The 25571-nt window shown below is 73.9% G+C and carries 22 protein-coding genes; 13 read left to right on the top strand and 9 right to left on the bottom strand.

Annotated elements, in window-relative coordinates; all coding sequences use genetic code 11:
• The first annotated feature begins 8 nt into the window (after window positions 1-8).
• The 4 genes from ACIRRU_RS14975 (at window position 9) to ACIRRU_RS14960 (ending at window position 4354) form a co-directional block, all read left to right on the top strand.
• Entirely contained in the window at window positions 9-848 is an 840-nt protein-coding gene (locus ACIRRU_RS14975; protein WP_403680081.1) for an SGNH/GDSL hydrolase family protein, read from the top strand.
• Between the two features lie 100 nt (window positions 849-948).
• A complete protein-coding gene (purB, locus tag ACIRRU_RS14970) occupies window positions 949-2391 on the top strand; it encodes an adenylosuccinate lyase (RefSeq protein ID WP_403680078.1) in 1443 nt (480 codons plus the stop codon).
• A 45-nt stretch (window positions 2392-2436) separates the two neighbouring features.
• Window positions 2437-2976 (top strand): G/U mismatch-specific DNA glycosylase, encoded by a 540-nt coding sequence (gene mug, locus ACIRRU_RS14965; RefSeq protein WP_403680077.1) that lies wholly within the window; start codon window positions 2437-2439, stop codon window positions 2974-2976.
• Between the two features lie 220 nt (window positions 2977-3196).
• Window positions 3197-4354 (top strand): ROK family transcriptional regulator, encoded by a 1158-nt coding sequence (locus ACIRRU_RS14960; protein ID WP_363202265.1) that lies wholly within the window; start codon window positions 3197-3199, stop codon window positions 4352-4354.
• Window positions 4355-4567: 213 nt separating this feature from the next.
• On the opposite strand, the gene ACIRRU_RS14955 is transcribed toward ACIRRU_RS14960, so the two are convergent.
• A complete protein-coding gene (locus ACIRRU_RS14955; RefSeq protein ID WP_363202264.1) occupies window positions 4568-5335 on the bottom strand; it encodes a GntR family transcriptional regulator in 768 nt (255 codons plus the stop codon).
• 394 nt (window positions 5336-5729) lie between these two features.
• On the opposite strand from ACIRRU_RS14955, the gene ACIRRU_RS14950 reads away from it, so the two are divergent.
• Window positions 5730-7319, top strand: coding sequence for an alkaline phosphatase D family protein (locus ACIRRU_RS14950; protein ID WP_403680073.1), 1590 nt, complete (start codon window positions 5730-5732; stop codon window positions 7317-7319).
• Window positions 7320-7507: 188 nt separating this feature from the next.
• Complete coding sequence (locus ACIRRU_RS14945) at window positions 7508-8950, top strand: GNAT family N-acetyltransferase (protein ID WP_403680245.1); 1443 nt, start codon at window positions 7508-7510, stop codon at window positions 8948-8950.
• Here ACIRRU_RS14945 and ACIRRU_RS14940 read toward each other — a convergent pair.
• Window positions 8892-10097: a trans-sulfuration enzyme family protein gene (locus ACIRRU_RS14940; protein ID WP_403680071.1), complete on the bottom strand. Its 1206-nt coding sequence runs from the start codon at window positions 10095-10097 to the stop codon at window positions 8892-8894. The two genes, ACIRRU_RS14945 and ACIRRU_RS14940, sit on opposite strands and share 59 nt — an antisense overlap.
• A gap of 60 nt (window positions 10098-10157) precedes the next feature.
• Here ACIRRU_RS14940 and ACIRRU_RS14935 point away from each other — a divergent pair, with 60 nt between their 5' ends.
• Window positions 10158-10646 carry an Lrp/AsnC family transcriptional regulator gene (locus ACIRRU_RS14935; RefSeq protein WP_363202261.1) on the top strand — a complete coding sequence of 163 codons (489 nt, stop codon included), beginning with the start codon at window positions 10158-10160 and terminating at the stop codon, window positions 10644-10646.
• Between the two features lie 67 nt (window positions 10647-10713).
• Complete coding sequence (locus ACIRRU_RS14930) at window positions 10714-12402, top strand: DUF885 domain-containing protein (protein WP_403680069.1); 1689 nt, start codon at window positions 10714-10716, stop codon at window positions 12400-12402.
• A gap of 103 nt (window positions 12403-12505) precedes the next feature.
• Here ACIRRU_RS14930 and ACIRRU_RS14925 read toward each other — a convergent pair whose 3' ends face one another.
• From ACIRRU_RS14925 to ACIRRU_RS14915, 3 genes are all read right to left on the bottom strand, one after another.
• On the bottom strand, window positions 12506-15511 hold the full coding sequence (locus ACIRRU_RS14925; RefSeq protein WP_403680066.1) for an AAA family ATPase: 3006 nt from the start codon (window positions 15509-15511) through the stop codon (window positions 12506-12508).
• Window positions 15508-16677 (bottom strand): exonuclease SbcCD subunit D, encoded by a 1170-nt coding sequence (locus tag ACIRRU_RS14920; protein WP_403680063.1) that lies wholly within the window; start codon window positions 16675-16677, stop codon window positions 15508-15510. Before ACIRRU_RS14920 ends, ACIRRU_RS14925 begins: the two co-directional genes overlap by 4 nt.
• Window positions 16678-16851: 174 nt before the next feature.
• Window positions 16852-17478, bottom strand: a complete 627-nt coding sequence (locus ACIRRU_RS14915) for a YigZ family protein (RefSeq protein WP_403680060.1) — start codon at window positions 17476-17478, stop codon at window positions 16852-16854.
• Between the two features lie 64 nt (window positions 17479-17542).
• Here ACIRRU_RS14915 and ACIRRU_RS14910 point away from each other — a divergent pair, with 64 nt between their 5' ends.
• Both ACIRRU_RS14910 and ACIRRU_RS14905 read left to right on the top strand, forming a co-directional pair.
• Entirely contained in the window at window positions 17543-17959 is a 417-nt protein-coding gene (locus ACIRRU_RS14910) for a CoA-binding protein (RefSeq protein WP_403680057.1), read from the top strand.
• 37 nt (window positions 17960-17996) lie between these two features.
• Complete coding sequence (locus ACIRRU_RS14905; protein WP_403680055.1) at window positions 17997-18803, top strand: aminoglycoside N(3)-acetyltransferase; 807 nt, start codon at window positions 17997-17999, stop codon at window positions 18801-18803.
• Window positions 18804-18815: 12 nt separating this feature from the next.
• Here ACIRRU_RS14905 and ACIRRU_RS14900 read toward each other — a convergent pair whose 3' ends face one another.
• A complete protein-coding gene (locus ACIRRU_RS14900; RefSeq protein ID WP_403680052.1) occupies window positions 18816-19388 on the bottom strand; it encodes a helix-turn-helix domain-containing protein in 573 nt (190 codons plus the stop codon).
• A gap of 149 nt (window positions 19389-19537) precedes the next feature.
• Window positions 19538-20293 carry an acyltransferase gene (locus ACIRRU_RS14895; protein ID WP_403680049.1) on the bottom strand — a complete coding sequence of 252 codons (756 nt, stop codon included), beginning with the start codon at window positions 20291-20293 and terminating at the stop codon, window positions 19538-19540.
• Between the two features lie 159 nt (window positions 20294-20452).
• Between ACIRRU_RS14895 and ACIRRU_RS14890 the strand changes: the two genes are divergently transcribed.
• Window positions 20453-20983 (top strand): gamma carbonic anhydrase family protein, encoded by a 531-nt coding sequence (locus tag ACIRRU_RS14890; RefSeq protein ID WP_403680046.1) that lies wholly within the window; start codon window positions 20453-20455, stop codon window positions 20981-20983.
• Between the two features lie 101 nt (window positions 20984-21084).
• Here ACIRRU_RS14890 and ACIRRU_RS14885 read toward each other — a convergent pair whose 3' ends face one another.
• Window positions 21085-21522: a DUF4442 domain-containing protein gene (locus ACIRRU_RS14885; RefSeq protein ID WP_403680242.1), complete on the bottom strand. Its 438-nt coding sequence runs from the start codon at window positions 21520-21522 to the stop codon at window positions 21085-21087.
• Between the two features lie 121 nt (window positions 21523-21643).
• Between ACIRRU_RS14885 and ACIRRU_RS14880 the strand changes: the two genes are divergently transcribed.
• Window positions 21644-22738 carry a hypothetical protein gene (locus tag ACIRRU_RS14880; protein WP_403680044.1) on the top strand — a complete coding sequence of 365 codons (1095 nt, stop codon included), beginning with the start codon at window positions 21644-21646 and terminating at the stop codon, window positions 22736-22738.
• A 43-nt stretch (window positions 22739-22781) separates the two neighbouring features.
• Here ACIRRU_RS14880 and ACIRRU_RS14875 read toward each other — a convergent pair whose 3' ends face one another.
• The gene (locus tag ACIRRU_RS14875) at window positions 22782-23627 is read right to left on the bottom strand and encodes a spermidine synthase (protein WP_403680041.1); all 846 of its coding nucleotides are present in this window, start codon (window positions 23625-23627) and stop codon (window positions 22782-22784) included.
• A gap of 604 nt (window positions 23628-24231) precedes the next feature.
• On the opposite strand from ACIRRU_RS14875, the gene ACIRRU_RS14870 reads away from it, so the two are divergent.
• Window positions 24232-25248, top strand: a complete 1017-nt coding sequence (locus ACIRRU_RS14870) for an alpha/beta fold hydrolase (protein ID WP_403680038.1) — start codon at window positions 24232-24234, stop codon at window positions 25246-25248.
• Window positions 25249-25571 lie beyond the last annotated feature (323 nt).

The raw sequence follows: 25571 nt of genomic DNA, 5'->3' as shown, positions 1-25571 counted from the left end.
GCCGGGCCATGGAACTGAATGCCTCATACACCAGTCTCGTCGCGGTCGGCGACTCGTTCACCGAGGGCATGTCGGACCGGCTGCCCGACGGCTCCTACCGGGGCTGGGCCGATCTGCTCGCCTCCCGGCTGGCCGTACGGTCCCCCGGGTTCCGCTACGCCAACCTCGCCGTACGCGGGAAGCTCATCCGCCAGATCGTGGACGAGCAGGTGACGGCGGCGGCCGCGCTCCAGGCGGACGTGGTCACCCTGGTGGGCGGGCTCAACGACACCCTCCGGCCGAAGTGCGACATGGGGATGGTCCGGGGGCGGCTGGAGGAGGCCGTGGAGCGTCTCGCTCCCTCCTGCAAGCAGCTGGTGCTGATGCGCAGCCCGGGGCGCAGCGGGCCGGTGTTCGACCGGTTCCGGCCCCGGGTCGAGGCGCTGTTCGCCCTGATCGACGATCTGGCCGGCCGGCACGGCGCCGCGGTGGTCGACCTCTACTCCGCGCCCTCGCTCGGCGACCCCCGGATGTGGGACGTGGACCGGCTGCACCTCAGCGCGGACGGGCATCTGCGGGTGGCCGAGGCCGTCTGGCAGAGGCTGGGGCTCCCGGCCGAGAGCGACTGGCGGACCCCGATGGACGCGACCCTGCCGCCGGGCTGGGCGGCCCGGCGGATCGCGGACGTCCGCTTCACCCGGCAGCACCTGGCCCCCTGGATCGGCCGGCGGCTGACCGGCCGGTCCTCCGGTGACGGCAGGTCGGGCGCCCAGTTCGACACCGCGACGGGCCGGGCCTTCTGGATCACCCCCGCCGACGCGGCGGCCCCCGGCCCGGTGGCCGAGTGGCACCGGGCCGACGCCGTCTGAACCTCCCCGCCCCGCGCCCGGGGCGGGCTCCCGCTCGTAGCGATCCACCAACCGGGGCCGCGGCGCTGGCCTGCGGAAACCACAAGTAGAATCCGTTGGCGTGACTGCTGTGACTGCGAAGCCCCGCATCCCCAATGTCCTGGCCGGCCGCTACGCCTCCGCGGAGCTGGCCGTGCTCTGGTCCCCCGAGCAGAAGGTGAGGCTGGAGCGTCAGCTGTGGCTGGCGGTGCTGCGCGCTCAGAAGGACCTCGGGATCGAGGTGCCGGACGCCGCACTGGCCGACTACGAGCGGGTGCTCGACCAGGTCGACCTGGCGTCCATCGCCGAGCGCGAGAAGGTCACCCGGCACGACGTGAAGGCCCGGATCGAGGAGTTCAACGCCCTCGCGGGCCACGAGCAGGTCCACAAGGGCATGACCTCCCGGGACCTGACGGAGAACGTCGAGCAGTTGCAGGTCCGTCTCTCGCTGGAGCTGATGCGCGACCGCACCGTGGCGGTGCTGGCCCGGCTCGGGAAGCTCGCCGCGGAGTACGGCGAGCTGGTCATCGCCGGGCGCTCGCACAACGTGGCCGCGCAGGCGACGACGCTCGGCAAGCGCTTCGCGACCGCCGCCGACGAGCTGCTGGTGGCGTACGGCCGCCTGGAGGACCTGCTGTCGCGCTACCCGCTGCGCGGGATCAAGGGCCCGGTCGGCACGGCCCAGGACATGCTGGACCTGCTCGGCGGGGACGCGGACAAGCTCGCCGACCTGGAGCGGCGCGTCGCCGGGCACCTCGGCTTCGCCCAGGCCTTCACCTCGGTCGGGCAGGTCTACCCGCGCTCGCTCGACTACGACGTGGTGACCGCTCTGGTGCAGCTCGCCGCGGCGCCCTCCTCGGTGGCGAAGACCATCCGGCTGATGGCGGGCCACGAGCTGGTGACGGAGGGCTTCAAGCCCGGCCAGGTCGGCTCGTCCGCGATGCCGCACAAGATGAACACGCGCTCCTGCGAGCGGGTCAACGGCCTGATGGTGATCCTGCGGGGCTACGCCTCGATGACGGGCGAGCTGGCGGGCGACCAGTGGAACGAGGGCGATGTGTCCTGTTCCGTGGTACGACGGGTGGCGTTGCCGGACGCCTTCTTCGCGTTCGACGGTCTGCTGGAGACCTTCCTGACGGTGCTGGACGAGTTCGGCGCCTTCCCCGCGGTCGTGGCGCGCGAGCTGGACCGCTACCTCCCGTTCCTGGCGACCACCAAGGTCCTGATGGGCGCGGTACGGGCCGGGGTGGGCCGCGAGGTGGCCCACGAGGCGATCAAGGAGAACGCGGTGGCCTCGGCGCTCGCGATGCGGGAGCGGGGCGCCGAGCGCAACGAACTGCTCGACAAGCTCGCCGCCGACGAGCGCATCCCCCTGGACCGGGCCCAGTTGGACGATCTGATGGCCGACAAGCTGTCGTTCACGGGCGCCGCCGGGGACCAGGTCGCGTCGGTGGTGGCCCGGATCGAGAAGATCACCGAGCAGTACCCCGAGGCCGCGGGCTACACCCCCGGCTCGATCCTCTGACCGGCTCCGCCCGTAGCGGCTCCGGGACCCCCGAGTGACGCCCGTATGACCCCCGAAGAGCTCCACGCCGCCCGCGACCGCACCGTGCCCGACGTGGTCGCGGGCGGTCTGCGCGTGCTGTTCTGCGGCATCAACCCGAGCCTGACGACGGCCGTGACGGGCCATCACTTCGCCCACCCCGGGAACCGGTTCTGGCCGGTCCTGCACCGCTCGGGGTTCACGCCCCGGCGGCTGCGGCCCGCGGAGCAGTCCGAGCTGCTGGGCCTCGGACTGGGCATCACCAACGTGGTCGCCAGGGCCACCGCCCGCGCCGACGAACTCGGCAAGGAGGAGTTTCGGGAGGGCGGGGCCGCCCTGGCCGCGAAGGTCGAACGCCTCGCCCCGGCGTGGCTCGCCGTCGTCGGCATCACCGCCTACCGCACGGCCTTCGACGCGCCGCGGGCCCGCATCGGCCCGCAGGACCGGACCGTCGGGGGCGCCCGGGTGTGGGCCCTGCCCAACCCCAGCGGCCTGAACGCCCACTGGACGGTCCAGAGCATGGCCGAGGAGTACGCCCGGCTCCGGGAGGCCGAGCGGTTTTCGTAGAACGCGCGGCCCGGGGAGGCCGAGCAACCCTCGTGGCGGTGCCCTCGCGGGCCTGAGGCCCCCGGGGCGGACGGTCGCGGTGACCTGGGCCGTCCGGTCCTCCGTGGGGCTCCCGGGTGACCCAGGTTGCGGCTCGGTACCGGCTTTCCGCCCTGCTCGCAGGGGTACCGGGCAGCGAGTACGATCCGGCAGACATGCGCACGAGCTGGGAGGACACACCGTGAGCCGGCTGACCGGAGGGGACCCGTCACTGCTGCGGCGGATCAATTCCGCGGTGGTGCTGCACGCCCTGCGGGGGTCCGGCGCCCCGACCCTGACGGACCTGACGCGGACCACGGGACTGTCCCGGCCGACCGTCGAAGGGGTCGTCGAGGGGCTGATCGAACACGGTCTGGTGGCCGAGGCCCTGCCCGACGAGAGTGAGGCCCGGCGCCAGGGGCGGCCCGCGCGGAGGTTCCGCTTCCGTACCGAGGCGGGCCACCTCCTCGGGGTGGAGATCGGACCGCACCGGGTGTCGGTGCTGATCTCGGGGCTCGACGGCCGCGTCATCGGCGCGAGTTCCCGCCCGGTGTCGGAGACCGCCTCCGCGGACGACCGGCTCGACCAGGTGCGGGCCGTCGTGGCGGAGGTGCTGCGGCGGACCGGGGTGGCCCGCAACAGTCTGCGCGCGGTCGGGGTGGGCAGCCCCGGGATCGTGGAGGCGGACGGGACCGTACGGCTGGGCACGGCGCTGCCGGACTGGACCGGCCTCGCCCTCGGGGAGCGGCTGCGCCGTTCGTTCCGCTGTCCCGTCCTCGTGGAGAACGACGCCAACGCCGCCGCGGTGGCCGAACACTGGAAGGGCGCCGCCATCGGGACCGACGACATCGTCTTCGTCCTGGCGGGGCTGAGCCCCGGGGCGGGGTCCTTGATCGGCGGGCGGCTGCACCGGGGGTTCGGCGGGGCGGCGGGAGAGATCGGCGCCCTGCATCTGCTGGGCCGGGAGGTGACCCCGGAGCATCTGCTGTCGACCACGGACACCCCGCTGGACCCGCTGGACGAACAGGCGGTGGCCGCGGTGTTCGCCAAAGCCCGGCGGGGGGACGCGGAGGCGCAGGCGGCGGTCGAACGGTTCCTGCGGCGGCTGGTGCACGACGTGGCGGCCCTGGTGCTGGCTCTCGACCCGGAGCTGGTCGTGGTCGGCGGCTGGGCGGCCGGGCTGGACGGGGTGCTGGATCCGCTGCGCGAGGAGCTGGCCCGCTACTGTCTGCGCCCGCCGCGCGTGACCCTGTCGCTGCTGGGCGAGGCTGTCGTGGCGACGGGGGCGCTGCGGATCGCCCTGGACCACGTGGAGGAGCAGCTGTTCGCCGTGGAGGGGGCGGTCGCGGCCCGCCCCTGAGCCGGGGAGGCCGGTCCTCAGCGGGGGCCCGGTCCTGGAGGCCGGTGCGAAGCGGCACTTCGTGGCCGGTGACGCCGGGGCCCGGCCGGGGCCGTTCTTCGGCCTTCGATACGGGTGGACGACGCGGCCCGCCGCCTCCGGAGGGTGGAGTTCTCCGGAGGCGGCGGGCCGTGGTCGGGCCGGGGTGCGGCGCGGGCTGTGGCGGCCGGGCGGTCAGGAGGCCTGGCGCTCCTGCTCGTCGTGGCTGATCTCCAGCGCGCCGGAGTCCCCGAAGGTGAGCCGGCAGGTGTCCGCCCGGTAGGTGGCGACGGAGACGGCTGCCGTGCCGCCATCGGTGAAGTAGCGGGTGGTGACGACCAGGACGGGTGCGCCAGGGAGCCGGTCCAGCTCCTTGGCGTCGTCCGCGCGCGCGGACCCCAGCTCGACGGACCGGTCCTGGCCCTCCAGTCCGAGGCGGTGCAGCTCGCGCAGCACGCTCCGGGCGCGGACGGCTCCGGACGGGGCGTCGATCGCGGACAGGTCGGGCACCGAGGAGGCGGGGACGTACAGCAGTTCGGCGGCGACCGCCTGGCCGTGGGTGTCCCGGATGCGGCGCACCACGTGCACCGGCTCGGCCGGGTCCGTGCCCAGCAGGGCGGCGACCGCCGCGGGGGCCGTGTCCCGGACGCAGTCGACCGGCTGCCAGGCCTCGCCGCCCACGCCTCCGGCCCAGCCCTGCTGGCCGGTGGAGACGGCGACGCCGACGCGCGGCGGGGCCACGGTCGTCCCGACACCGCGTCGGCGCTGGAGCCTGCCTTCGAGTTCGAGCTGCTCCAGCGCCTGCCGGAGGGTGGCTCGGGCGACACCGAACCGTGCGGCGAGATCCCGCTCGTTGGGCAGGATCTCCCCCACCGCGAAGTCCGAGTCGAGTGCCTCACTGAGCACGGTCTTGAGGTGCCAGTACTTCGGCTCCTGCACCGATTCCAGCTGCGTGGTCCCCACCCTGTCCTCCGCAATCGCCCAGCGGCTTTTTTCCGCGACGTTATTTATTAAAGGTTCTTGTCTTAACTGAAGACCTTAGAGCTGCTACCCCCCTTGGTCAAGACCAATCCTTATTCCGAGACGGAACGAACCGGAACTCTTGCGTGCAGCGTTCACACGACGTTCGCGATGCCGTGAGGCGCGCGCAGCACGAGGCCCCGCCATCGCCGTAACGGGCGCCGTCAGGGCGGCGTCCCGGGGGCACCGAACCCGTCCGACGGGAGCCGTTCACCCGGGGTTGGGGCCCCGGTTTCCGCCGGGCACTAGGCATGGGCGCAGACCGGTGCCGATCCGGGTCGGGCCTCGGCCTCCCGGGCGCGGCGCACCGCCCGCCAACGTTCCCGGAGGCGCTCCGATGCCCTACCGTCCGCGTGTCCCCTCGCCCGCCCGCCGCGCTGTGCTGCGCGGCTCGCTGCTGGCCCCGGCGGCCGTCGCCCTCTCCCCCGCGACCGCGAACGCCACGGCCGCGCCCGCCCTGGCGCTGGCGGGGCGGCCCGAGGCGTCCTGGGGCGTGCAGGTGGGCAGCGTCACCTCCTCCTCGGCGCTGGTGTGGGTGCGGTCGGACCGGCCCGCCCGGATGCTGGTGGAGACCTCGGCGACCCCCTCGTTCCGGCGCTGCCGCCGCTGGCACGGACCGCTGATCGGCCCCGGGACGGACCACACCGGGACGACGCCCCTCTACGGCCTGCCGGCGGGCGAGCAGATCCACTACCGGGTCACGCTCACCGACCCGGGCGATCCGCGCCGGACCGGCCGCCCGGTGCACGGCACCTTCCGTACCGCTCCGGCCCGCCGCCGGGACGGGGTGCGGTTCCTGTGGTCCGGGGACATCGCGGGGCAGGGCTGGGGGATCAACCCGGACATCGGCGGCTACCGGGTGTACGAGGAGATGCGCCGCCTCGACCCCGACTTCTTCCTGTGCAGCGGTGACAGCGTGTACGCCGACGGGCCGCTGGAGGCGAGCGTCACGCTGCCGGACGGGCGGGTCTGGCGCAACGTCATGACCGAGGAGAAGGCGAAGGTCGCCGAGACGCTGGACGAGTACCGGGGCAACTTCCGCTACAACCTGCTCGACGCGAACGTCCGCCGCTTCAACGCGCAGGTGCCCTCCGTCGTGCAGTGGGACGACCACGAGGTGCGCAACAACTGGTATCCCGGCCAGATCCTCGATGACGCCCGCTACACGGAGAAGAACGTCGACATCCTCGCGGCGCGGTCCCTGCGGGCCTTCCACGAGTACGTCCCGCTGTCGCCGTCCTACGGTTCGGCGCGGCCGTCCCGGCTCTACCGGGTGGTCCACCACGGGCCGCTGCTGGACGTGTTCGTGCTCGACATGCGTTCGTACCGCAACGCCAACTCGCCCAACCGGCAGCCCGACGACGCGACCGGCATCCTCGGCGCGGAGCAGTTGCGGTGGCTGAAACGTTCGCTCGCCGCGTCCCGGGCGGTGTGGAAGGTGATCGCCTCGGACATGCCGCTCGGTCTGGTGGTCCCGGACGGGGCGACGGACTTCGAGGCGGTCGCGCAGGGTGACCCCGGCGCCCCGCTCGGGCGGGAGCTCCAGATCGCCGAACTGCTGCGGTTCGTCAAGCACCGCGGCATCACCGGCACGGTGTGGCTGACGGCGGACGTGCACTACACCTCGGCGCAGCACTACGCGCCGGAGCGGGCCGCGTTCACGGACTTCGCGCCGTTCTGGGAGTTCGTGTCGGGCCCGCTCGCGGCGGGCGGTTTCCCGGCCAACGCGCTGGACGGCACGTTCGGACCCGACCGGGTCTTCGTCCGGGCCCCGGACCGCGCCAACGTGTCGCCGATGGAGTCTCCCCAGTATTTCGGTGAGGCCGAGATCGACGGTGACAGCGCGGAGCTGACGGTACGCCTGCGGGCGGAGGGCGGCGGGGTGCTCTTCACCAAGACGCTGCGTCCGGGCCGCGTCGGGCAGTGAGGGGCCGGATCCCGCCCGGTGCACGATGCGCGAACCGCGAACCGCGAACCGCGAACCGCCGACGGTTCGCGAACCGCAGAATATGGCCGAAATCGTGCGACAGGGCACCAGATCCACGCTTAACCCATCAGTCACAAGGCGTTCGTGACCAGGCAACACCACGCGTTCACAGTGAGGATATGACTGATGTGACATCCGCGAAGAGCGCCCGCCGTCCGCACCACTGGCGGCGGGACCTGATCGAGCTGGCCGCCCTGTTCACCGCCGTCGCCGTCGCCGACGCGATCGCCAACCTGATCGGGCACCAGCCGGACGGGCCCTACCTGCTCGTGGCGTCGGCGGTGGCACTCGTGGCGACCGCGGCGTTCCACACCTGGTGGGCCCGGAAGCACAGTCACGCACCCCCACCGGCCGAGGGGGACTCCGATCCGGATCCTGCCGCCTCCGTCGGGGCGCCCGCCACCGCGGCAGCGGGGGGCGGGGTCTCCGGCGCCGAGGAGAGGACGCTGTGGCGGATGCGGACGACGGTGCGCGACGCCCCCGGGAGCCTGGCCGCCCTGTGCCTGGCTCTCGCCGGGCTCCGGGTCGACATCCTCACCCTGCAGACGCACCCGCTCTCGGACGGAACGGTCGACGAGTTCCTGTTGCGGGCACCCGCCTCGCTCCAGGCGCGGCAGCTGACTACCGCGGTCTCGGCCGCGGGCGGCTCCGCCACCTGGATCGAGCGGGCGGACGCCCACGACCTGGTCGACACCCCGACACGGGTGCTGTCGCTGGCGACTCGGACGGCCCTGGACGCGGCCGAACTGCCGCTGGCCCTGCGTCAGCTGCTCGGCCGGTGCACCATCCACTCGCTGCCCGCCGTCTCCGTGACCGGCCGCCCGACCGGGGAGAGCACCCCGGTCGAGGGTGTGCTGGAGGACACGGTGATGCGGTTGCGGGACCCGTCCGGCGGGGTCATCTCCGTCGAGCGCCCCTATCTGCCGTTCACCCCGACCGAGTTCGCCCGTGCGCGGGCCCTGGTCGAGCTGGACGCCCGCCTCGGCCCCCGGGTCCCGCGCGTCGAGGACGTCCTGACGCTGCCCGAGGGCAACGAGATCACCGTGCGCCGTGCGGACCGCGGCGATCTGGTCGCGGCCCGCGCCATGCACGACCGTTGCTCGCAGCGCACCCTGGGGCTGCGCTACCACGGCCCGGTCGCGGACGCGGACCGCTATCTGGACCACCTGCTCAGCCCCCGTTTCGGGCGGACCCTGACCGTGCAGACCGCGTCGGGGAAGCTGGTGGCGCTGGGCCACCTGCTGTGGGACGGCGACGAGACCGAGGTGGCCCTGCTGGTCGAGGACGAGTGGCAGCGCCGGGGCATCGGCTCGGAGCTGCTGCGGCGGCTGGTCGTCCTCGCCGGTGAGGCGGGCTGCGACAGCGTGTACGCGGTGACGCAGGCCCGCAACACCGGCATGGTCGCGGCGATGCGCGGCCTGGAGCTGCCCCTCGACTACCAGATCGAGGAGGGCACGCTGGTGATCACCGCCCGGCTGGGCGGCGGTGACGGGTGCTCCGCCGAGGAGCGGCTCAGCGGTGAACAGCCCGCCCGGCCGACGGACGCGTCGGCGGAACGGAGCCGTCGCTGAGGGCCTGGCACAGATCGGCCCACAGGTCCTCGACGTCCTCCAGGCCGACCGACATCCGCAGCAGCCGGTCGCCCACGCCCGCCGCCCTCCGGTCTCCCTCGTCCACGATGCGGTGGCTGATGGAGGCCGGGTGCTGGATGAGCGAGTCCACGCTGCCCAGGCTGACGGCGGGCGTGATGAGGCGCACCCCGGCGATCACCCGGTGCGGGTCCCCGTACACCTCGAAGGAGACCATCGCGCCGCCGGTCCGTGGGTAGTGCACCCGGGCGACGCGGGGGTCGGCGGTGAGCCTGCGGACCAGTTCGGCGGCCGTGGCCGAGGCGGCCCGGACGCGTACGGGGAGGGTGGACAGGCCGCGCAGCAGCAGGTAGCCGGCCAGCGGGTGCAGGACGCCGCCGGTGGCGAACCGGACCTGGCGCAGGGTGGCGGCGAACGCCTCGTCGCAGGCCACGACCCCGCCCATGACGTCGCCGTGTCCGCCGAGGTACTTCGTGGCGCTGTGCAGGACGATCCGCGCACCGTGCTCGACGGGGCGCTGGAGGACGGGGGTGGCGAAGGTGTTGTCGACGAGCAGCGGTACGGCGCCGCAGGAGTGGGCGACGGCCCGGATGTCGATCTCGGCCAGCGTCGGATTGGCCGGGGTCTCCACCATGACGAGACCGGTGTCCGGGCGGATCGCGTCGGCGATGCCCGCCGGGTCGGTCCAGGTGACCTCGGTGCCGAGCAGTCCGGCGCCCAGGAGGTGGTCGCTGCAGCCGTAGAGCGGGCGGACGGCGACGACGTGGCGCAGCCCCAGGCTCGCCCGTGCCAGCAGGACCGCCGTGAGGGCGGCCATCCCGCTGGCGAAGGCGACCGCGCTCTCGGTGCCCTCCAGCCGGGCGAGCGCCGTCTCGAAGCGGCCGGTGGTGGGGTTGTCCAGCCGGGCGTAGACCGGGGGCCCGTCGGGGCGGGCTCCGGTGGTGGCGAAGGCGTCGATGCGCATCGCCTCGGCGCGGGAGTCGTAGGAGGGGTAGGTGGTGGACAGGTCGAGCGGCGGGGCGTGCAGACCGAGGGAGGCGAGGTCGTCGCGTCCGGCGTGCACGGCTTCGGTGGCGAGAGCCCTGGTAGGGGTGGCGGCAGGGGGCGTCATCGAGACTTCGTCGTCCATGCCGACCACTCTGAACAGTCACCGGTTCTTCGGGGTGAACTCCCGTGCTACGTTCGCCGCATGGCCGATTCTGTCGCTCTGGATCCGGTGGATCTGCACATTCTGCGGTTGTTGCAGAACGACGCACGGATGACGTACCGGGAGCTGGCGGCCGAGGTGGGCGTGGCCGCGTCGACCTGCCTGGACCGGGTGGCGCGGCTACGCCGTTCCGGGGTGATCCTCGGCGACCAGCTCCGGCTGGACCCGGCGAAGCTGGGCCGGGGGCTCCAGGCGCTGCTGCTGGTGCAGGTCCGGCCGCACCGCAGGGAGTTGATCGGGCCGTTCGTCGACCGGGTCAGGGCTCTGCCGGAGTCGCGGGCGCTGTTCCACCTGACCGGCCCCGACGACTATCTCGTGCAGGTGGCGGTGGCCGGTACGGCCGATCTCCAGCGGCTGGTGCTGGACGAGTTCACCTCGCGCCGGGAGGTGGCGCGGGTGGAGACGCGGCTGATCTTCCAGCAGTGGGACTGCGGGCCCCTGCTGCCGCCCCGGCAGGGCCCTGAGGGATGATCGTCTTTCGGACGTCCCGTGCCCGGCGAAGGTGACGGGGAGGCCGCCGCCGTACGAGGATGTCCGCATGTCAGACACTTCGAGCAGCCCGCTGCCCCGCCAGGTCGCCGACGCCTACGTCGACGCCGTCATCGAACTCGACCCCGTCACGGGCACCTATCTGGGTGTGGCCGAGAGCTCGCGCCGCCTCCCCGACTTCTCGCCGGCCGGTCAGGCGGCGGTCGCCGACCTGATCCGCGGGACGCTGCGGGACCTGGACGCCGCGGAGCGGCGGCCCGGCGCGGACAGTGACGACGAACGGCGGTGCGGCAGGCTCCTGCGCGAGCGTCTGACGGCGGAACTGGCCGTGCACGAGGCGGAGGAGGGGCTGCGGACCGTCTCCAACCTGCACTCCCCCGCGCACAGCGTCACCGAGGTGTTCACGCTCACCCCGACCGGGACGGACGAGGAGTGGGCCGCGGTGGCCGAGCGGCTGCGCGCCGTGCCCGCGGCCTACGAGGGCTACCGGGCCTCGCTCGCGCTCGGTCTGGAGCGCAAGCTGTACGGCGGGCCGCGGGCGACGGCCACGTTCATCGGGCAGCTGACGGAGTGGGGCGGCGAGAGCGGCGGCCCCGGGTTCTTCGCGGACTTCGTCGCGCCCGCGCCCGAGGCCCTGCGGGCGGAGCTGGGCGAGGCGGCCCGGGTCGCGACGGCGTCGGTGCTCTCGCTGCGTGACTGGATGCGCGACGTGTACGCCCCGGCCGTGGACGGGGCGCCGGACACGGTCGGCCGGGAGCGTTACGCCCGCTGGTCGCGGCTGTACAACGGCACCGACCTGGAGCTCGACGAGGCGTACGCGTACGGCTGGTCCGAGTACCACCGGCTGCTCGCCGAGATGAGGACCGAGGCCGCCAAGGTCCTGCCCGGGGCCGGTCCCTGGGAGGCCCTTGCCCATCTCGACGTGCACGGCAAGCACATCGAGGGGGTGGACGAGGTCCGCGACTGGCTCCAGTCCCTGATGGACGAGGCGATCGAGGCGCTGGACGGCACCCACTTCGACCTGGCCGAACGGGTCCGGAGGGTGGAGTCGCGCATCGCCCCGCCCGGTGGCGCGGCCGCGCCGTACTACACCAGCCCCTCCGAGGACTTCTCCCGCCCCGGGCGCACCTGGCTGCCCACCATGGGCGAGACCCGCTTCCCGGTGTACGACCTGGTCTCCACCTGGTACCACGAGGGCGTTCCCGGCCACCACCTCCAGCTCGCGCAGTGGACGCACGTCGCCGACAGCCTCTCCCGCTACCAGGCCTCGGTCGGCATGGTCAGCGCCAACGCCGAGGGCTGGGCGCTGTACGCGGAGCGGCTGATGGACGAGCTGGGCTTCCTGCCCGACCCGGAGCGGCGGCTGGGCTATCTCGACGCCCAGATGATGCGGGCCTGCCGGGTGATCGTCGACATCGGTATGCACCTGGAGCTGGAGATCCCGGCGGACTCGCCGTTCCACCCGGGCGAGCGGTGGACGCCGGAGCTGGCGCAGGAGTTCTTCGGCAGCCACAGCGGCCGCCCGGCCGACTTCGTGGAGAGCGAGCTGACCCGCTACCTGTCCATGCCGGGCCAGGCCATCGGCTACAAGCTGGGGGAACGCGCCTGGCTGCTCGGCCGGGAGAACGCGCGCGCCGCGCACGGCGACGCGTTCGACCTGAAGGCCTGGCACATGGCGGCGCTGTCCCAGGGGTCGCTGGGGCTGGACGACCTGGTGGACGAGCTGTCGCGGCTCTGATCCCGGCGACGTCGGGCAAGAGGCGGCCGGGGCACGTTCGCGGTGTCCCGGCCGCCGCCGTGCCCGGACGCCGGGCGGGGCCGTGCGGGGGCCCGGCGGGAGGTCACAGCCGGTGGCGTACCGACGAGCCGTGCCGCTCCTTCACGACTTCGAGGCGGACCGGGATACGGCGGCGCAGGTCGGCCACGTGGCTGACGATGCCGACGCTCCGGTCCCGCTCGCGCAGGGAGTCCAGGACGTCGAGCACCTCGTCCAGGGTCTGGTCGTCCAGGCTGCCGAAGCCCTCGTCGATGAAGAGGGTGTCCAGGCGTACGCCGCCCGCCTCCTCGGTCACCACGTCGGCGAGGCCGAGCGCGAGGGCGAGGGAGGCGAAGAACGTCTCGCCGCCGGAGAGCGTCGCGGTGTCCCTCTCGCCGCCGGTCCAGGCGTCCACCACGTGCAGTCCGAGGCCCGCCCGGCGGCCACCGCTCCGGGCGTCGGAGTGGACGAGGGTGTAGCGGCCGGAGGACATCCGCCGCAGCCGGGCGGTGGCGGCGGCCGCGACCTGTTCCAGGCGGGCGGCCAGCACGTAGGACTCCAGGCGCATCTTGCGTTCGTTGTCGGCGGAGGTGCCCGCGGCGAGACCCGCGAGCCGGGCGACGCGCTCGTACTCCTCGCGCACCGGGCCCAGTCCCCGGACCTCGTCGGCGCTCTGCCGGGAGAGCCGGGACAGTTCGGCGCAGCGCTCCTGGGCGGCGGCGAGCGCGGAGGCGGCCTCGCGCAGCAGCCGATCGGCGCTCGCGTGGGCGCGCTCGGCCTGCTCCGGCCGGGCGGGCGGGCGTTCGGCGGCCTGGCGGGCGCCGGGTTCGCCGCGCCGGTCGGCGACCGCCGCGGCCTCCGCCTGCCAGGCGTCGACACGGTGCTGGAGCTCGCGCTGGGCGGCGGCGTCCAGCAGGGTCGCGGCGGCGGCCTCCGGGGTGTCGAACCCGGCCTTGAAGGCGGCGTCGGCGAGCCGGTCGTCGGCCTCCTTGCGCCGCCGGGCCGCGTCCTGTTCGGCGCGTACGGCCTCGGCCGCCCCGGTGAGCCGGGTGACCCGGCGGGCGAGACGTTCGGCGTGGGCGGCCACGGACTCCGACTCGCCCCGGGCGGCGGCGATCTGCTCCGTCAGGCGCGCCTGTTCGCGGTCGAGCGTCTCGCGCTCCGAGGTGCGGGCGGCGGTCCGGCTGGTGGCCGCCTGCCGCTGCTCCAGCCGTCCGGTGTGCTCGCGTTCGGCGGCGGCGAGCGCTTCGCGGGCCGGGTGCGTCGCGGCGGCGAGGCGGTGCGCCGCCGTGTGCTCGTCGGTCAACCGCTCGACGAGGGAGAGCAGTTCGGCCACCTCGGGGGACCGTGCCTCCTCGCCGCGGGCGTCGTTCTCCGCCGCCGTGTGCCGTTCGCGCAGGAGACCGATGGCCTGCTCCGCGTGGGCGCGGGTCTCCTCGGCCTCCCGGTGGGCGTCGAGTGCCCTCTCCTCCGTGGCCCGGTCGACATGGCCGTCACCGGGGCTGGCGGGCCGGGGGTGTTCGGGTGAGCCGCAGACCGCGCAGGGCTCGCCGGTGACGAGGCCCGCGGCCAGCTCCGCCGCGATGCCCCGCAGCCGCCGCTCGCGCAGGTCCAGCCAGTGGGTCCGGGCCGCCAGCTCCCGGTCGCGGACCTCGGCGAACCGCTCCCGGGCGTCCGCCACCTCGGCGGCCAGGCTGTCCCGGCGGCGGCCCGCCGCCAGCCGGTGGCGGGCCGGGGCGAGGAGTCCGGCGAGCCGCTCGGCGCGGGTGGCGGCCTCCTGCGAGGCGTCGACGCGCTCCTTGAGCGCCGCGCGGGTGGCCTCCCAGTCGGCCAGCCAGGCGTCCGTCTCCCGGATCAGCTCCTCGTCGGCCCGCGCCTGACGGTTCAGCCGGGACCGCTCCTCGTCGATCCGCGCGCTGCGCGCCTCGGCCGCGCGGGCGGCTTCGAGCGCGCCCAGCTCCAGCCGGAACCGCCGCTCCAGGTCGGCCAGTTGCTCGGCGCCCGCGTCACGGAGGGCGGGCGCCAGCAGGGTCCTGGCCCGGTCGAGGGTGTCGCTCGCGGCCCGGTGGGCCCGCTCGCTCTCCTCCCGCAGTTCCAGCGCGGGGGCGACCCGGTCGGCCTTGCGGGCGCGGTCCAGCCGCTGAAGGCAGCGGTCGTGATCGGGACGGCGCTCCTCAAGGGCGGCGGACCGCCGCTCGGTCTCGGCGTGCCGCTGCTGGAGGCGGGCCAGTTCGCGTTCGGCGTCCAGGGTGCGGCGGGCGGCGGTCTGCCGGTCCTCCGCCCCGGCGAGGACGGTCCGGGCGATGTCCAGGTGTTCGCGGGCGGCGCTGCGGGCGAGGGCGGCCCAGCCGAGGGCGGCGTCGGCCAGACCGGGTTCGCCGGGCCGGGCGGCGGGCGGCGCGGTCTCGGTCCCGGCGGGTCCGGCGGCCTGGGCGATGCGCTGGAGGAGGGCCAGGATCTTCTCGTCGCCCGCCGTGACCCGGGCCTCGGCGCCCCGGCGCAGCTCGGCGAGCCGTTCCTCGACGGCGGCGAAGCGGCGGGTGTCGAAGAGCCGCCCGAGGAGCCTGCCGCGGGCCTCCGCGTCGGCCCGCAGGAAGCGGGCGAAGTCGCCCTGGGGCAACAGGACGACCTGGCAGAACTGCTCCCGGCTCATGCCGAGGAGCTGGGTCAGCTCCTCACCGATCTCCTGGTGCGACTTGCTCAGCGCCTGCCAGCCGCGCTCCGGGTCGTGTTCGCGCAGCCGGCTCTGCGCCTTCTCCACGGTGAAGCCGCCGCCGCGCTTCTTCGGGCGCGGCTGGGCCGGGCTGCGGGTCACTTCGAGCCGTCGGCCGCCGACGGTCAGCTCCAGGAGCACCTCCGTGACCAGGCCGGGCGGCGCGTGGTCGCTGCGGAGCGTGGCCCCCGGGCTCTGCCGGGCCCCGGGGACGGCCCCGTAGAGGGCGTAGCAGACGGCGTCCAGGACGGAGGTCTTGCCCGCGCCGGTGGGGCCGTGGAGCAGGAAGAGCCCGCCGGTGGAGAGCGCGTCGAAGTCGACTTCCTGGGTGGCGCCGAACGGGCCGAAGGCGGTGACGGTGAGGCGGTGCAGTCTCACGGGGACACCTCACGCACGCTCGTGTCCACCCGTACGTCGTCGAACGCGGCGCGCAGGAGGGCGCGTTCGCTGTCGCTGGGGCCGCTGCCGCCGCGTACGTGGGCGACGAAGTCCTCGGCGATCTGGTGGTCGTCGCGGCCCCGGAGGCGCTGGGCGTAGGAGGAGAGAGGGTCCTCGGGGGGCCGCTCGGGGTCGAAGACCAGGTTCAGCACGTGCGGGAAGCGGGCGGCGAGGCGGGCCATGGGGTCGGCGGGGCGGACCGGGTCGGTGAGGGTGGCCTCGACCCAGGCGGACGCGTGCCGGCCGAGGGCCGGGTCCTCCAGCAGGGTGTCGAGGCGGCCGCGGAGCCGGGCGAGGGGCCGTTCGACCGGGCAGTCCACGCGTTCCTCGGCGGCGACGTTCCCCTCGGCGTCCAGGTCGATCAGCCACATGGTCTTGCGGTGGTCGGCCTCGGAGAAGGAGTAGGCGAGCGGCGAGCCGCTGTAGCGGACGCGCTCGGTGAGGCGCTGGGAGCCGTGGAGGTGGCCGAGGGCGACGTAGTCGACGCCGTCGAAGACTCCGGCGGGGACGGCGGCGACCCCGCCGACGGTGATGTCGCGTTCGCTGTCGCTGGGTGCGCCGCCCGCGACGAACGCGTGGGCGAGGACGACGGAGCGGGTGCCCTCGGGGCGGGCGGCGAGGTCCGCGCGCACCTGGTCCATCGCGGCGGTCAGGACCGACTCGTGGCTGGTCTTCGCGGCGCGGAGGGCGTCCTTGACCAGGGCCGGTTCCAGGTAGGGCAGCCCGTAGAAGGCGACGTCGCCGTCGTCGTCGGCGAGCACCACGGGCGTCCCGCAGTCCTCGGGACCGGTCCGCAGATGGATACCGGACCGTTCGAAGAGCCCGGCGCCGACGCCCAGCCTGCGGGCCGAGTCGTGGTTGCCGGAGATCATGACCGTGGGCACGCCCACCTCGGCGAGCCGGTGCAGCGCGCGGTCGAACAACTCGACGGCGCTCAGCGGCGGTACGGCCCGGTCGTAGACGTCACCCGCCACCAGGACGGCGTCCACCGCGCGTTCCCGGACGGTCGCCACCAGGCGGTCGAGGAAGGCGGCCTGCGCTCCGAGGAGGGAGACGCGGTGGAAGGACCGGCCCAGGTGCCAGTCCGAGGTGTGCAGGAGCCTCACGCCGTCGCACCGCCGTATCCCGCCCGCATCGTCCTCGTCCTCCGCCTCGTGGCCCGCGTCCTGGAGGACGCCCCGCCGGTCATGATCGCGCCGACGGCACGGACCACGCTAACGCCGCCGGGCCGCCGGGCCCGCATCGATGGGGTTTTCCGCGTACGCGACCGCCCTCGCCGCTCACACGTCGCCGTACGCCTCGCCGCCCAGCTCCAGCGTGGCGCTCCCGGCGGTCGCATCGGCCAGCCAGCCGGTGAACGCCTCCACATCGGCGTCCGGCAGCCCGATCTCGATGGTCACGGCCTCCGCGTACCGCACCTCGCGGACGTCCCGTCCGGTGGCCCGCAGGTCGTTCTCCAGCTTTCCCGCCCGCTGGTGGTCGACGCGGACGGTCGCGAGGCGGAAGCGCCGGCGGGTGCGGGTGCCGAGCGCGTCGAGCGTCTCGCCGACCACTCCCCCGTACGCCCGGATCAGCCCGCCGGCGCCGAGCTTCACGCCACCGTAGTAGCGGGTGACGACCGCCACGACGTAGCGCATCTCCCGCCGCAGCAGCATCTGGAGCATCGGAACGCCCGCGGTTCCGCCCGGTTCGCCGTCGTCGGAGGCCTTCTGCACGGCGGCGTCGGCGCCGATCACGTAGGCGAAGCAGTGGTGGCCGGCGGCCGGATGCTCCTTGCGGACGCGTGCGACGAACTCCTGCGCCTCCTGTTCGGTGGCTGCGGGGGCGAGGGAGCAGAGGAAACGCGATCGGTTGATCTCGCTCTCGTGCGCACCCGCGCGGGCGACGGTCCGGTACTGCTCCTGCATCCGCCCACCCTATGCGGCCGGGACCGGGCGGGAATGGCGGGCGGGGACCGTCCGTTGTCCCGGCATGGACACACAGGAGCGGACGATCCGGCGGATTCTTCAGGACACGGGCGACACCTGGGCGGTGGTCGGGCTGTCCGACAACCCGTCCCGGGCGGCGTGGGGGGTGGCGCAGGTCCTCCAGCGGTTCGGGAAGCGGGTGGTGCCGGTGCATCCGAAGGCCGCGACGGTGCACGGGGAGCAGGGGTACGCCTCGCTGGCGGACATCCCCTTCCCCGTCGACGTGGTGGACGTCTTCGTCAACAGCGAACTGGCGGGCGCGGTCGCGGACGAGGCGGTGGCCGCGGGCGCGAAGGCCGTCTGGTTCCAGCTGGGGGTGGTGGACCCGGCGGCGTACGAGCGGACGCGGGCCGCGGGCCTGGACATGGTGATGGACCGGTGCCCGGCGATCGAGATCCCGCGGCTGGCGGACCACGTCTGAGTGTGGGACCCGTCGGCGGGCGGGAAGGATTCCCGCCGTGGACGACGCACCCGACGCGGCCCGGCCGTCGACGGCCCTCACCGCCCTGGGCGTACGGCCCGGCGAGGTGCTGCTGGTGCACGCCTCGCTGCGGGCGGTGGGGCCGGTCCGGGGCGGCGCCCACGGGGTGCTCGACGCGGTGCGCCGGGCGGTGGGGCCCACGGGGACGGTGGTCGTCCCGGCCTTCACCCCGGAGAACTCCGACACCTCGCCGCACTACCGCGAGCGGGTGCGCGGCCTCGACGCCGCCGCGCGGGCGGCGGTGCGCGCGGCGATGCCGCCGTTCGACCCCGCGCTGACGCCCGCGCCGTCGACGGGCGCGCTGGCCGAGGCCGTACGGACGGCGCCGGGGGCACGGCGCAGCACTCATCCGCAGACCTCCTTCGCCGCGCTCGGCCCCGGTGCCGGGGCGCTCCTCGCCGGGCACCGGGCCGACTGCCACCTCGGGGAGGAGTCCCCGCTGGCCCGGCTGTACGAGGCGGACGCCAGGATTCTGCTGCTGGGCACCGGCTACGCCACCTGCACGGCGTTCCACCTGGGCGAGTACCGGATGCCCCGACCGCCGCGCCGCGCCTACCGCTGCGTGGTGGCTCCGAGGGGCGTGCGGCAGTGGTGGGAGTACGAGGACGTGGCTCTGGACGACGGCGACTTCGCGGCCCTGGGCGCGGCGTTCGAGGCGGCGGCCGCCGAGGAGGAGGTACGGACGGCCCGGCTGGGGGCGGCCACGTGCCGGCTCGTCGGGCTGCGGTCGGCGGTGGACTTCGCGACGGGCTGGCTCACGGAGCACCGGCGTCCGCCCGGCTGAGACCGTGCGCGTTCAGCCGACGGGCGGGATGGCCACGGCCAGGGTGAAGACGACCGGTCCGGCGGTCTCGTTGCGGTAGCCGTGGGGGACGTGCGCCTGGAAGGTCGCGGAGGTGCCCGCGGGGACCGGGTACGTCCGGTCCTCGACCAGGAGGGTCAGTTCGCCCTCGGTCACGTGGAGCAGTTCGACGGTGCCCTCGGGGTGCGGGTCGGAGACGCTGCCCTCGCCGGGCGTCAGCCGCCAGGTCCACAGTTCGAGCGGGCCCCGGGCCTCGGTGCCGACGAGCAGGGTCGACGAACTGCCCGCGTCCGTGGACCACATGCGGACGGCCTGGCTCTCCGGCACCAGCCGCACCCGGGTGTCCTGCTCGTGGTCGAGAAGGGTGGTGATGCTGACCCCGAGGGCGTCGGCCAGCTTGACCGTCGTACCGACGCTCGGGTTCGTCCGGGCCTGCTCGATCTGGATGATCATGCCGCGGCTGACTCCGGCGCGGGCGGCGAGGACGTCGAGGGTGAAGCCGCGCTCCCCGCGCCAGCGCTTGAGGTTGCGGGCGAGCGACCGGGTGAGCTGGTCGAGGTCGGACACGTTCCGTCCCTGCGGTGGATGGCGGAGTGCGGGGAGACCGGGCGGGTCCGGCACGGTCGTGGCGAGCACCTGCCGGGTGCGGCAGGCCGGGTCAAGAATATGGCACGGCCTCCCGGTGAACGCCGCCGGTCAGCGGTGCGCGCGCCGGTTTACGGGGCGGGGCGCTCCGGCGTCTCGTCCCGTTCGGCGAGGGCCAGCAGCTGTTCGGGGGTGACGCCCTCGGGGATCGGCACGGGGGCGGGGGTGCGCAGGGGTGGCTGCCAGCCGCGCTCCGGGTGCCAGCTGCGTACGACGCGGGCCGGGGCCCCCGCGACCACCGCCCGGTCCGGGACCTCGCCCCGGACGACCGCGCCCGCCGCGACCACGACGTTCCGGCCGAGCCGGGCGCCGGGCAGGATCACCGCGCCGGTGCCGATCCAGCAGCCGGGGCCGATGCTCACGGGCTCCATCCGGGGCCACTGCTTGCCCACCGGCTCGTCCGGGTCGTCGTAACTGTGGTTGGTCGAGGTGATGTAGACGTACGGACCGCAGTACGTGTCCGGGCCTATGGACACCGTGGTGTCGGCGATGACGTGGCTGCCGCGCCCCAGCACGACGCCGTCGCCCAGCGTGAGGATGGGGTCGTGCCCCAGGTCCAGGTCCGGCATCATCCCGGCGGTGAGGGTCACCTGCTCGCCGATGACGCAGTGGGCGCCCAGTTCGATCCACCGCTCCCCGAAGACCGTGCCCTGCGGGAAGGCGAGCCGGGTGCCCGCGCCGATCGCGCCGAACCGCAGCCGCCCGGGGTGTTCCACGGTGACCGCGCCCGTCTCCCGCACCCACGCCCAGCCCCGGTGGAGCGCGCGGGACGCGGCCCGGCGCGGCCAGCGGGCGAGGAAGGAGGACGTGTCGCGGTTCTTCGGCACGCGCTCACGGTAGTCGGCGGCGCGGGCGGCCATCCGCGCGGTGACCTGTGATGTTCGCCCCACTGACCGGCGGGCCTGGGGAGCGGTCCCCTACGGTGTTGAGTCGGCCCGGCCCCGCGGGGAGGGCCGGGAGACCACACCGGCGCGAAGGAGCAGGCGATGGCGGAGCAGGCGTTGATCATGGGCATGGGCGGCAAGGAGCCGGACATCTCCGTGGACGCGTTCGTGGCCCCGACGTCCGTGGTGATCGGCGAGGTGACGCTCGCGCCCGGTTCCAGCGTCTGGTACCAGGCGGTGCTGCGCGCCGACTGCGGTCCCATCACGCTCGGCCCCGGAAGCAACATCCAGGACAACGTCAGCGTGCACACCGACCCCGGCTTCCCGCTGACCGTGGGGGCACGGGTGTCGGTCGGACACAACGCGGTGCTGCACGGCTGTGTGATCGAGGACGACGTACTGGTCGGGATGGGCGCCACGGTGCTCAACGGCGCCCACATCGGCGCGGGCTCCCTGATCGCGGCGCAGGCCCTGGTGCCGCAGGGGATGCGGGTCCCGCCGGGGTCGCTCGTGGCGGGGGTGCCCGCCAAGGTCAAGCGGGAACTGTCGGCGGAGGAGCTGGAGGGCATCCGTCTCAACGCCGCCGGATACGTGGAACTGGCGAAGGCCCACCGCGCAGCCCACGAGGGCTGACCCGGCCGGGCCCGGCCGTTCTCGGCGGGGCAGGTGGCGAGGGGGCGCGAGGCCGCCGCGCGCCCCCATGGGGATGGCGGTCCCGCGCTCCGTGCGGCCGGTCAGCTGTTGGGGCGCAGGGTCCAGACGACGGTCATCTCGCCGGTCACCGCGCCGTCGGCCCGGGTGATCTCGATGGCGACGGGGAATTCCGGCCGGCCGCCCGCGTCGAGTTCGGCGACGACGTCGGCGATGGGACGGCCGAGGGTGGCGGTGGCCGTGACCTCGCCCTTGGCGAGCTTCTTGTAGCCGATCTCGGCCTTCACGGCGAGCGGCACGGCGCGCGACATCTGGTCGCCGAAGGCGGCGATGACGATGGCGCCGCTGGCGGACTCGGCGAGCGTGAACATCGCTCCGGCGTGCGGGCCGCCCACGTGGTTGTGGAAGTCGGCCTGGTCGGGCAGCCGGACGACGGCACGCTCCGGGGTGGTCTCCAGGAAGTCGAGGTTGAGGGTCCGGGCCATCGGGACCGTCGCGACGAGCATCTCGCCCACGGTCATCTGTTCAGCGCTCATGCCCGAAGGTTACTCACCAGTAGAACCGTTTGGCCATCCCCTTGTGACGGCTCTGGGACAGGGCGGCCGTAGAAGTGGGCGCACCGCCCCTCTATGGTTACTGGCCATGTGGCCAGGAACGCAGCCGCCCGGGGGCGAGCAGAACCCGCAGGACCAGAACCAGAACCCGTACCAGCAGCCGGGGTACCAGCAGCCGAATCCCTATCAGCAACCGGGATATCAGCAGCAGGGCGCGCCGGGTCAGCCCGGAGAGCCGGGGTACGGATACCCGCAGGGCCAGCCCGGCGGGCAGCCGGGTTACCCACAGCCCAACCCCTACCAGCAGCCGACCGCGCCGCAGTACGCGGTGCCGGGTCCGCCCGGCGGGCCGAAGCCCGGCGACGACAAGAAGAAGACGACGGTCGTGGCGATCGTCGCCGCACTGGCCGTCGTGGTGGCCGCGGGCGTGACCGGTTTCCTGGTGCTCGGCGGCAAGGACGACGACGGCGGCAAGACCGTCGCCGACGACAAGAAGTCCGCCTCGCCGAGCGCGAAGCCGAGCGAGTCGGCCACCGGGTCCGCGCCCGCGGAGAACCCGCGGGGCGCGGACGGTGATCCCAAGCCGCTGGTGCCGGGCTGGAAGGTCGTCACCAATCCCAAGTGGGGCACCCAGTTCGACGTTCCCGGTGACTGGGAGGTCGCGGGCACGGGCGTCTTCTCCGGCTTCGAGGACGCGAAGGACCCCACGGGCCCGCCGGTCGTGGGCTTCTCCTCCCCGGCGTTCCTCAAGAGCAAGTGGTGCGTCGACGACTCCGACGGGGACGGCAACGAGGAGAGCACCGGCCTCGCGGGCGTCGGCACGAAGGGTGCCCAGGGCGCCAAGAGCGCGGACGAGGCCGCCCGGAACGAGGCCGCCAACTGGGTGTGGGGCGCCTACGCCCAGGAGGACCCCAAGAGCAAGGTCAAGACCGGCAAGCCCAAGGCGTACACGACCAAGTCCGGTCTGTCGGGCAGCGTCGTCGAGGCGACCGCCCTGGGGCTGGGCAAGAAGGGGAAGTGCGACACCGACGGGAAGTCGATCGCCTTCACCTTCAAGAACTCCAAGAACGAGTTCTCGACCTGGGTCCTCTACGCCAACGCGGGCGTCAAGGACGAGCTTCCGGACACCACGATCCAGCAGATCCTGAGCACCGTGCGCCTCGGGGGCACACCCACCGGCTGACCCGTCGCCCCGGTCCGGGCCCTCCCCCGCCGGGCCGGGGCGCTCAGCCCACGCTGAAGGCCCCGTCGGGCGGCCGGGGCGAGGCCACCGCATCGGCGTCGCCCACCGGCCGGGCCGCGCCGAGGAACCGGGTGACCGCCTCACCGTGGCTGACCCGGGCCGGGAAGGCGTCGGCCGCGCAGCGCCGGGTGAGCGGGGCCGGATCGATCGGGGCGTGCGAGGCGAGCAGCACCACGTTCCCGAAGCGCCGCCCGCGCAGCACCGCCGGTTCCGCGATCAGCGCGAGGTCCGCGAAAACGGCGGCCGCGTTGGCCAGTTGGGACCGGAGGAAGGCGAACGGGGTGCCGTCGGCCAGGTTGGCCGCGTAGATGCCGTGGGGCCGCAGCGCGCGCCCGGCCGCCCGCGCGTACTCCAGGGAAGTCAGGTGCGCGGGCACCCGGGAGCCGCCGAAGACGTCCCCGATCAGCAGGTCCGCGGAAGCCGGGGCCGACGCCTCCAGCCGCTCCCGGGCGTCCGCCGCGTGCACCGTGACACCGCCGCCCCCGGGCAGCGGCAGGTGTTCCCGGACCAGCCGAAGCAGCCCCCGGTCCACCTCCACGACGTCCTGCCGCGAGCCAGGCCGGGTCACCGCCACATAGCGCGGCAGGGTCATCGCCCCGCCGCCGAGGTGCAGGACATCCAGCGGTGCGCCCGGCTCCGCCGCGCCGTCCACGACATGGGCGAGCCGCCGCACGTACTCGAACTCCAGGTGCGCCGGGTCGTCCAGGTCGACGTAGGACTGGGGCGCGCCGTCGACGGTGAGCAGCCAGGCCCGCGCGCGGTCCACGTCGGGCAGCAGCCGGGCGGTGCCGTGGTCGGTGTCGCGGATGACGGGTATCGGCTCGTTCACGCCCCCATTGTCGCCGCCGCGGCCCGCCGTCCCTCGCGGGGTCCGCCGGACTGCCGGGGACGGGTCAGCTTCGGGCGCCGCCGACGGGTGCCGCGGCAACGGCGAACGCCGCCGCGTGGAGTGCCGCGGCCGGGCTCGCGGGGTCCGGTGCCGCATCCGGCCTGATCGCCAAGGCACCCCCCTAGGGATGAGAGGGCGCGGAGCGAGACGGGGCCGGGCATGGCCGGGCTGCGCGGCTTCCCGGTCTTGGCGGTGCCGGCAGTCGGCCCGACGCAGCGAGCAGACAGGACCTGAGCGTTGCGTCGCGTTGCGCCATAAAGAGACGAACATGGCCTGAAATAAGCAAAGTTGACGAGTCGATCACTGCCAACTAGCGTTGATGATAGATCAACTAAACGGTTGGGGACTGCCGGACGGTTGACAGCCCTCGGGCCGAGTCGACCAGTCGGGGTGCTGTGACCGGTACCCGCTGACCGCGCGCCTGCGGTCCGTTCAGCCCGTCACGGGCGCAGCCCATGGGCACCCGAGCGAGCGAGTCGGGGGCCACCGCCGCCGAACCGAACCGAGCGGTGGGCGCGGCCGTCCAAAGACATGTGGAGTGAAGATGTACGAAGCCTCTGACGCAGCTACCGCGACGAACCCGGCTGATCCGTTCCCGGTGCGCCGCCTGATGGTGGAGGTGAACGGCGCCCCCTTTCATGTGGTCGAACAGGGCGAGGGGCCGGCGGTTCTCTTCTGCCACGGCTTCCCCGACACCTCCGAAACCTGGCTGCACCAGATGGGCGCCGTCGCGAAAGCGGGTTACCGGGCGATAGCCCCCGACATGCGGGGCTTCGGACGGAGCCACGCGCCGACCGAGGCGGAGCTCTACAGCACCTTGCACATAGCCGGCGATCTGGTGGGGCTGCTCGCCGCTCTCGACGTCGACTCCGCGGTCGTCGTCGGACACGACTGGGGCGCGGACCACGCCCAGCGCGCGGTCGTGCTGCGCCCGGACCTCTTCCGGGCTCTGGTCACCCTGAGCATCCCCATCCAGCCCCGAGGCGAGCTCAGCCACTGGGACATGCTCCGCGAGCAGGGCCTGGAGAAGCGGTACTACGCTTTCGAGATGAAGGAGCCAGGCGCCGAGGCCTCTTTCGAGCCGGCCGAGAAGTCCATCCCGAGCATCTTCCACTGGCTCTCGGGAAGTCCTTCGCCGGACGCCGCATGGGACCCGCTCGACTCCAGCCGGCACATGCTCCGGCCGTCTCCCGTACCCATCCCGGACTGGGCCGACCCCGCCTACATCGAGCACACCATCCGCTCGTTCGAGGAGACCGGGTTCCGCGGCGGGCTCAATCACTACCGCGGTTCCCAGGCAACGTTCGATCTCATGTCCGCCTTCGAGGGCGTACGCATCCAGCATCCGTCGCTCTACATCTGGGGCGCCTCGGACGGCCTGTGCAACTTCTTCCATCCGACGCCCCCGACGCGTGACGACCTCCTCCCCCTGGTGCCCGGACTCGTCGATGTGATCGCACTGGAGAACGTGGGCCACTGGCCCCAGCACGAGGCGGCCGACCGCGTCAGCTCCGAACTGGTCAAGTTCCTGCGGGGCCTCGACCAACCGCAGCAGGGCTGACGCGCCCCGCCGCCGGGCGCGGAGTTCCGATGTCGACGCGGCGCACGTCTTCCGGGGGCGCCGAACGGTGGAGAACGGCGCGCACCGGCATGTCCGGCACTTCACGACGGCGCAGAGCCCCGGGCGGCCGCTCCCGTGCCACCGGTGACCGAGCCGATGCGGCGGCAGTGCGCAACGGGGGGTCCAGGTGCGGCTGGAGCCGGGACCTGGTAGCCAGGAACGTGCCGCCAAGGGGTGCTCGCGAATTTTCAGAACCCACTGTTTGACATCCCGCGGAAAATCGTGCGCCCGCTTTCACCTGAAATCCTTCTCTTATGACGCGC

The organism is Streptomyces sp. NPDC101181, from assembly GCF_044767975.1.
Taxonomy (GTDB): domain Bacteria; phylum Actinomycetota; class Actinomycetes; order Streptomycetales; family Streptomycetaceae; genus Streptomyces.
Note: the sequence above shows the minus strand (reverse complement) of the source record. Positions and strands in the feature narration are given on the sequence as shown.

Coding starts and splice junctions, on each gene's coding strand:
- ACIRRU_RS14935 (WP_363202261.1), top strand. CDS start 10,158: ATGGCCGATTCTGTCGCTCTGGATCCGGTGGATCTGCACATTCTGCGG.
- ACIRRU_RS14885 (WP_403680242.1), bottom strand. CDS start 21,522: ATGACCGTGGGCGAGATGCTCGTCGCGACGGTCCCGATGGCCCGGACC.
- ACIRRU_RS14940 (WP_403680071.1), bottom strand. CDS start 10,097: ATGGACGACGAAGTCTCGATGACGCCCCCTGCCGCCACCCCTACCAGG.
- ACIRRU_RS14910 (WP_403680057.1), top strand. CDS start 17,543: ATGGACACACAGGAGCGGACGATCCGGCGGATTCTTCAGGACACGGGC.
- mug (WP_403680077.1), top strand. CDS start 2,437: ATGACCCCCGAAGAGCTCCACGCCGCCCGCGACCGCACCGTGCCCGAC.
- ACIRRU_RS14975 (WP_403680081.1), top strand. CDS start 9: ATGGAACTGAATGCCTCATACACCAGTCTCGTCGCGGTCGGCGACTCG.
- ACIRRU_RS14870 (WP_403680038.1), top strand. CDS start 24,232: ATGTACGAAGCCTCTGACGCAGCTACCGCGACGAACCCGGCTGATCCG.
- ACIRRU_RS14930 (WP_403680069.1), top strand. CDS start 10,714: ATGTCAGACACTTCGAGCAGCCCGCTGCCCCGCCAGGTCGCCGACGCC.
- ACIRRU_RS14880 (WP_403680044.1), top strand. CDS start 21,644: ATGTGGCCAGGAACGCAGCCGCCCGGGGGCGAGCAGAACCCGCAGGAC.
- ACIRRU_RS14915 (WP_403680060.1), bottom strand. CDS start 17,478: ATGCAGGAGCAGTACCGGACCGTCGCCCGCGCGGGTGCGCACGAGAGC.
- ACIRRU_RS14890 (WP_403680046.1), top strand. CDS start 20,453: ATGGCGGAGCAGGCGTTGATCATGGGCATGGGCGGCAAGGAGCCGGAC.
- ACIRRU_RS14950 (WP_403680073.1), top strand. CDS start 5,730: ATGCCCTACCGTCCGCGTGTCCCCTCGCCCGCCCGCCGCGCTGTGCTG.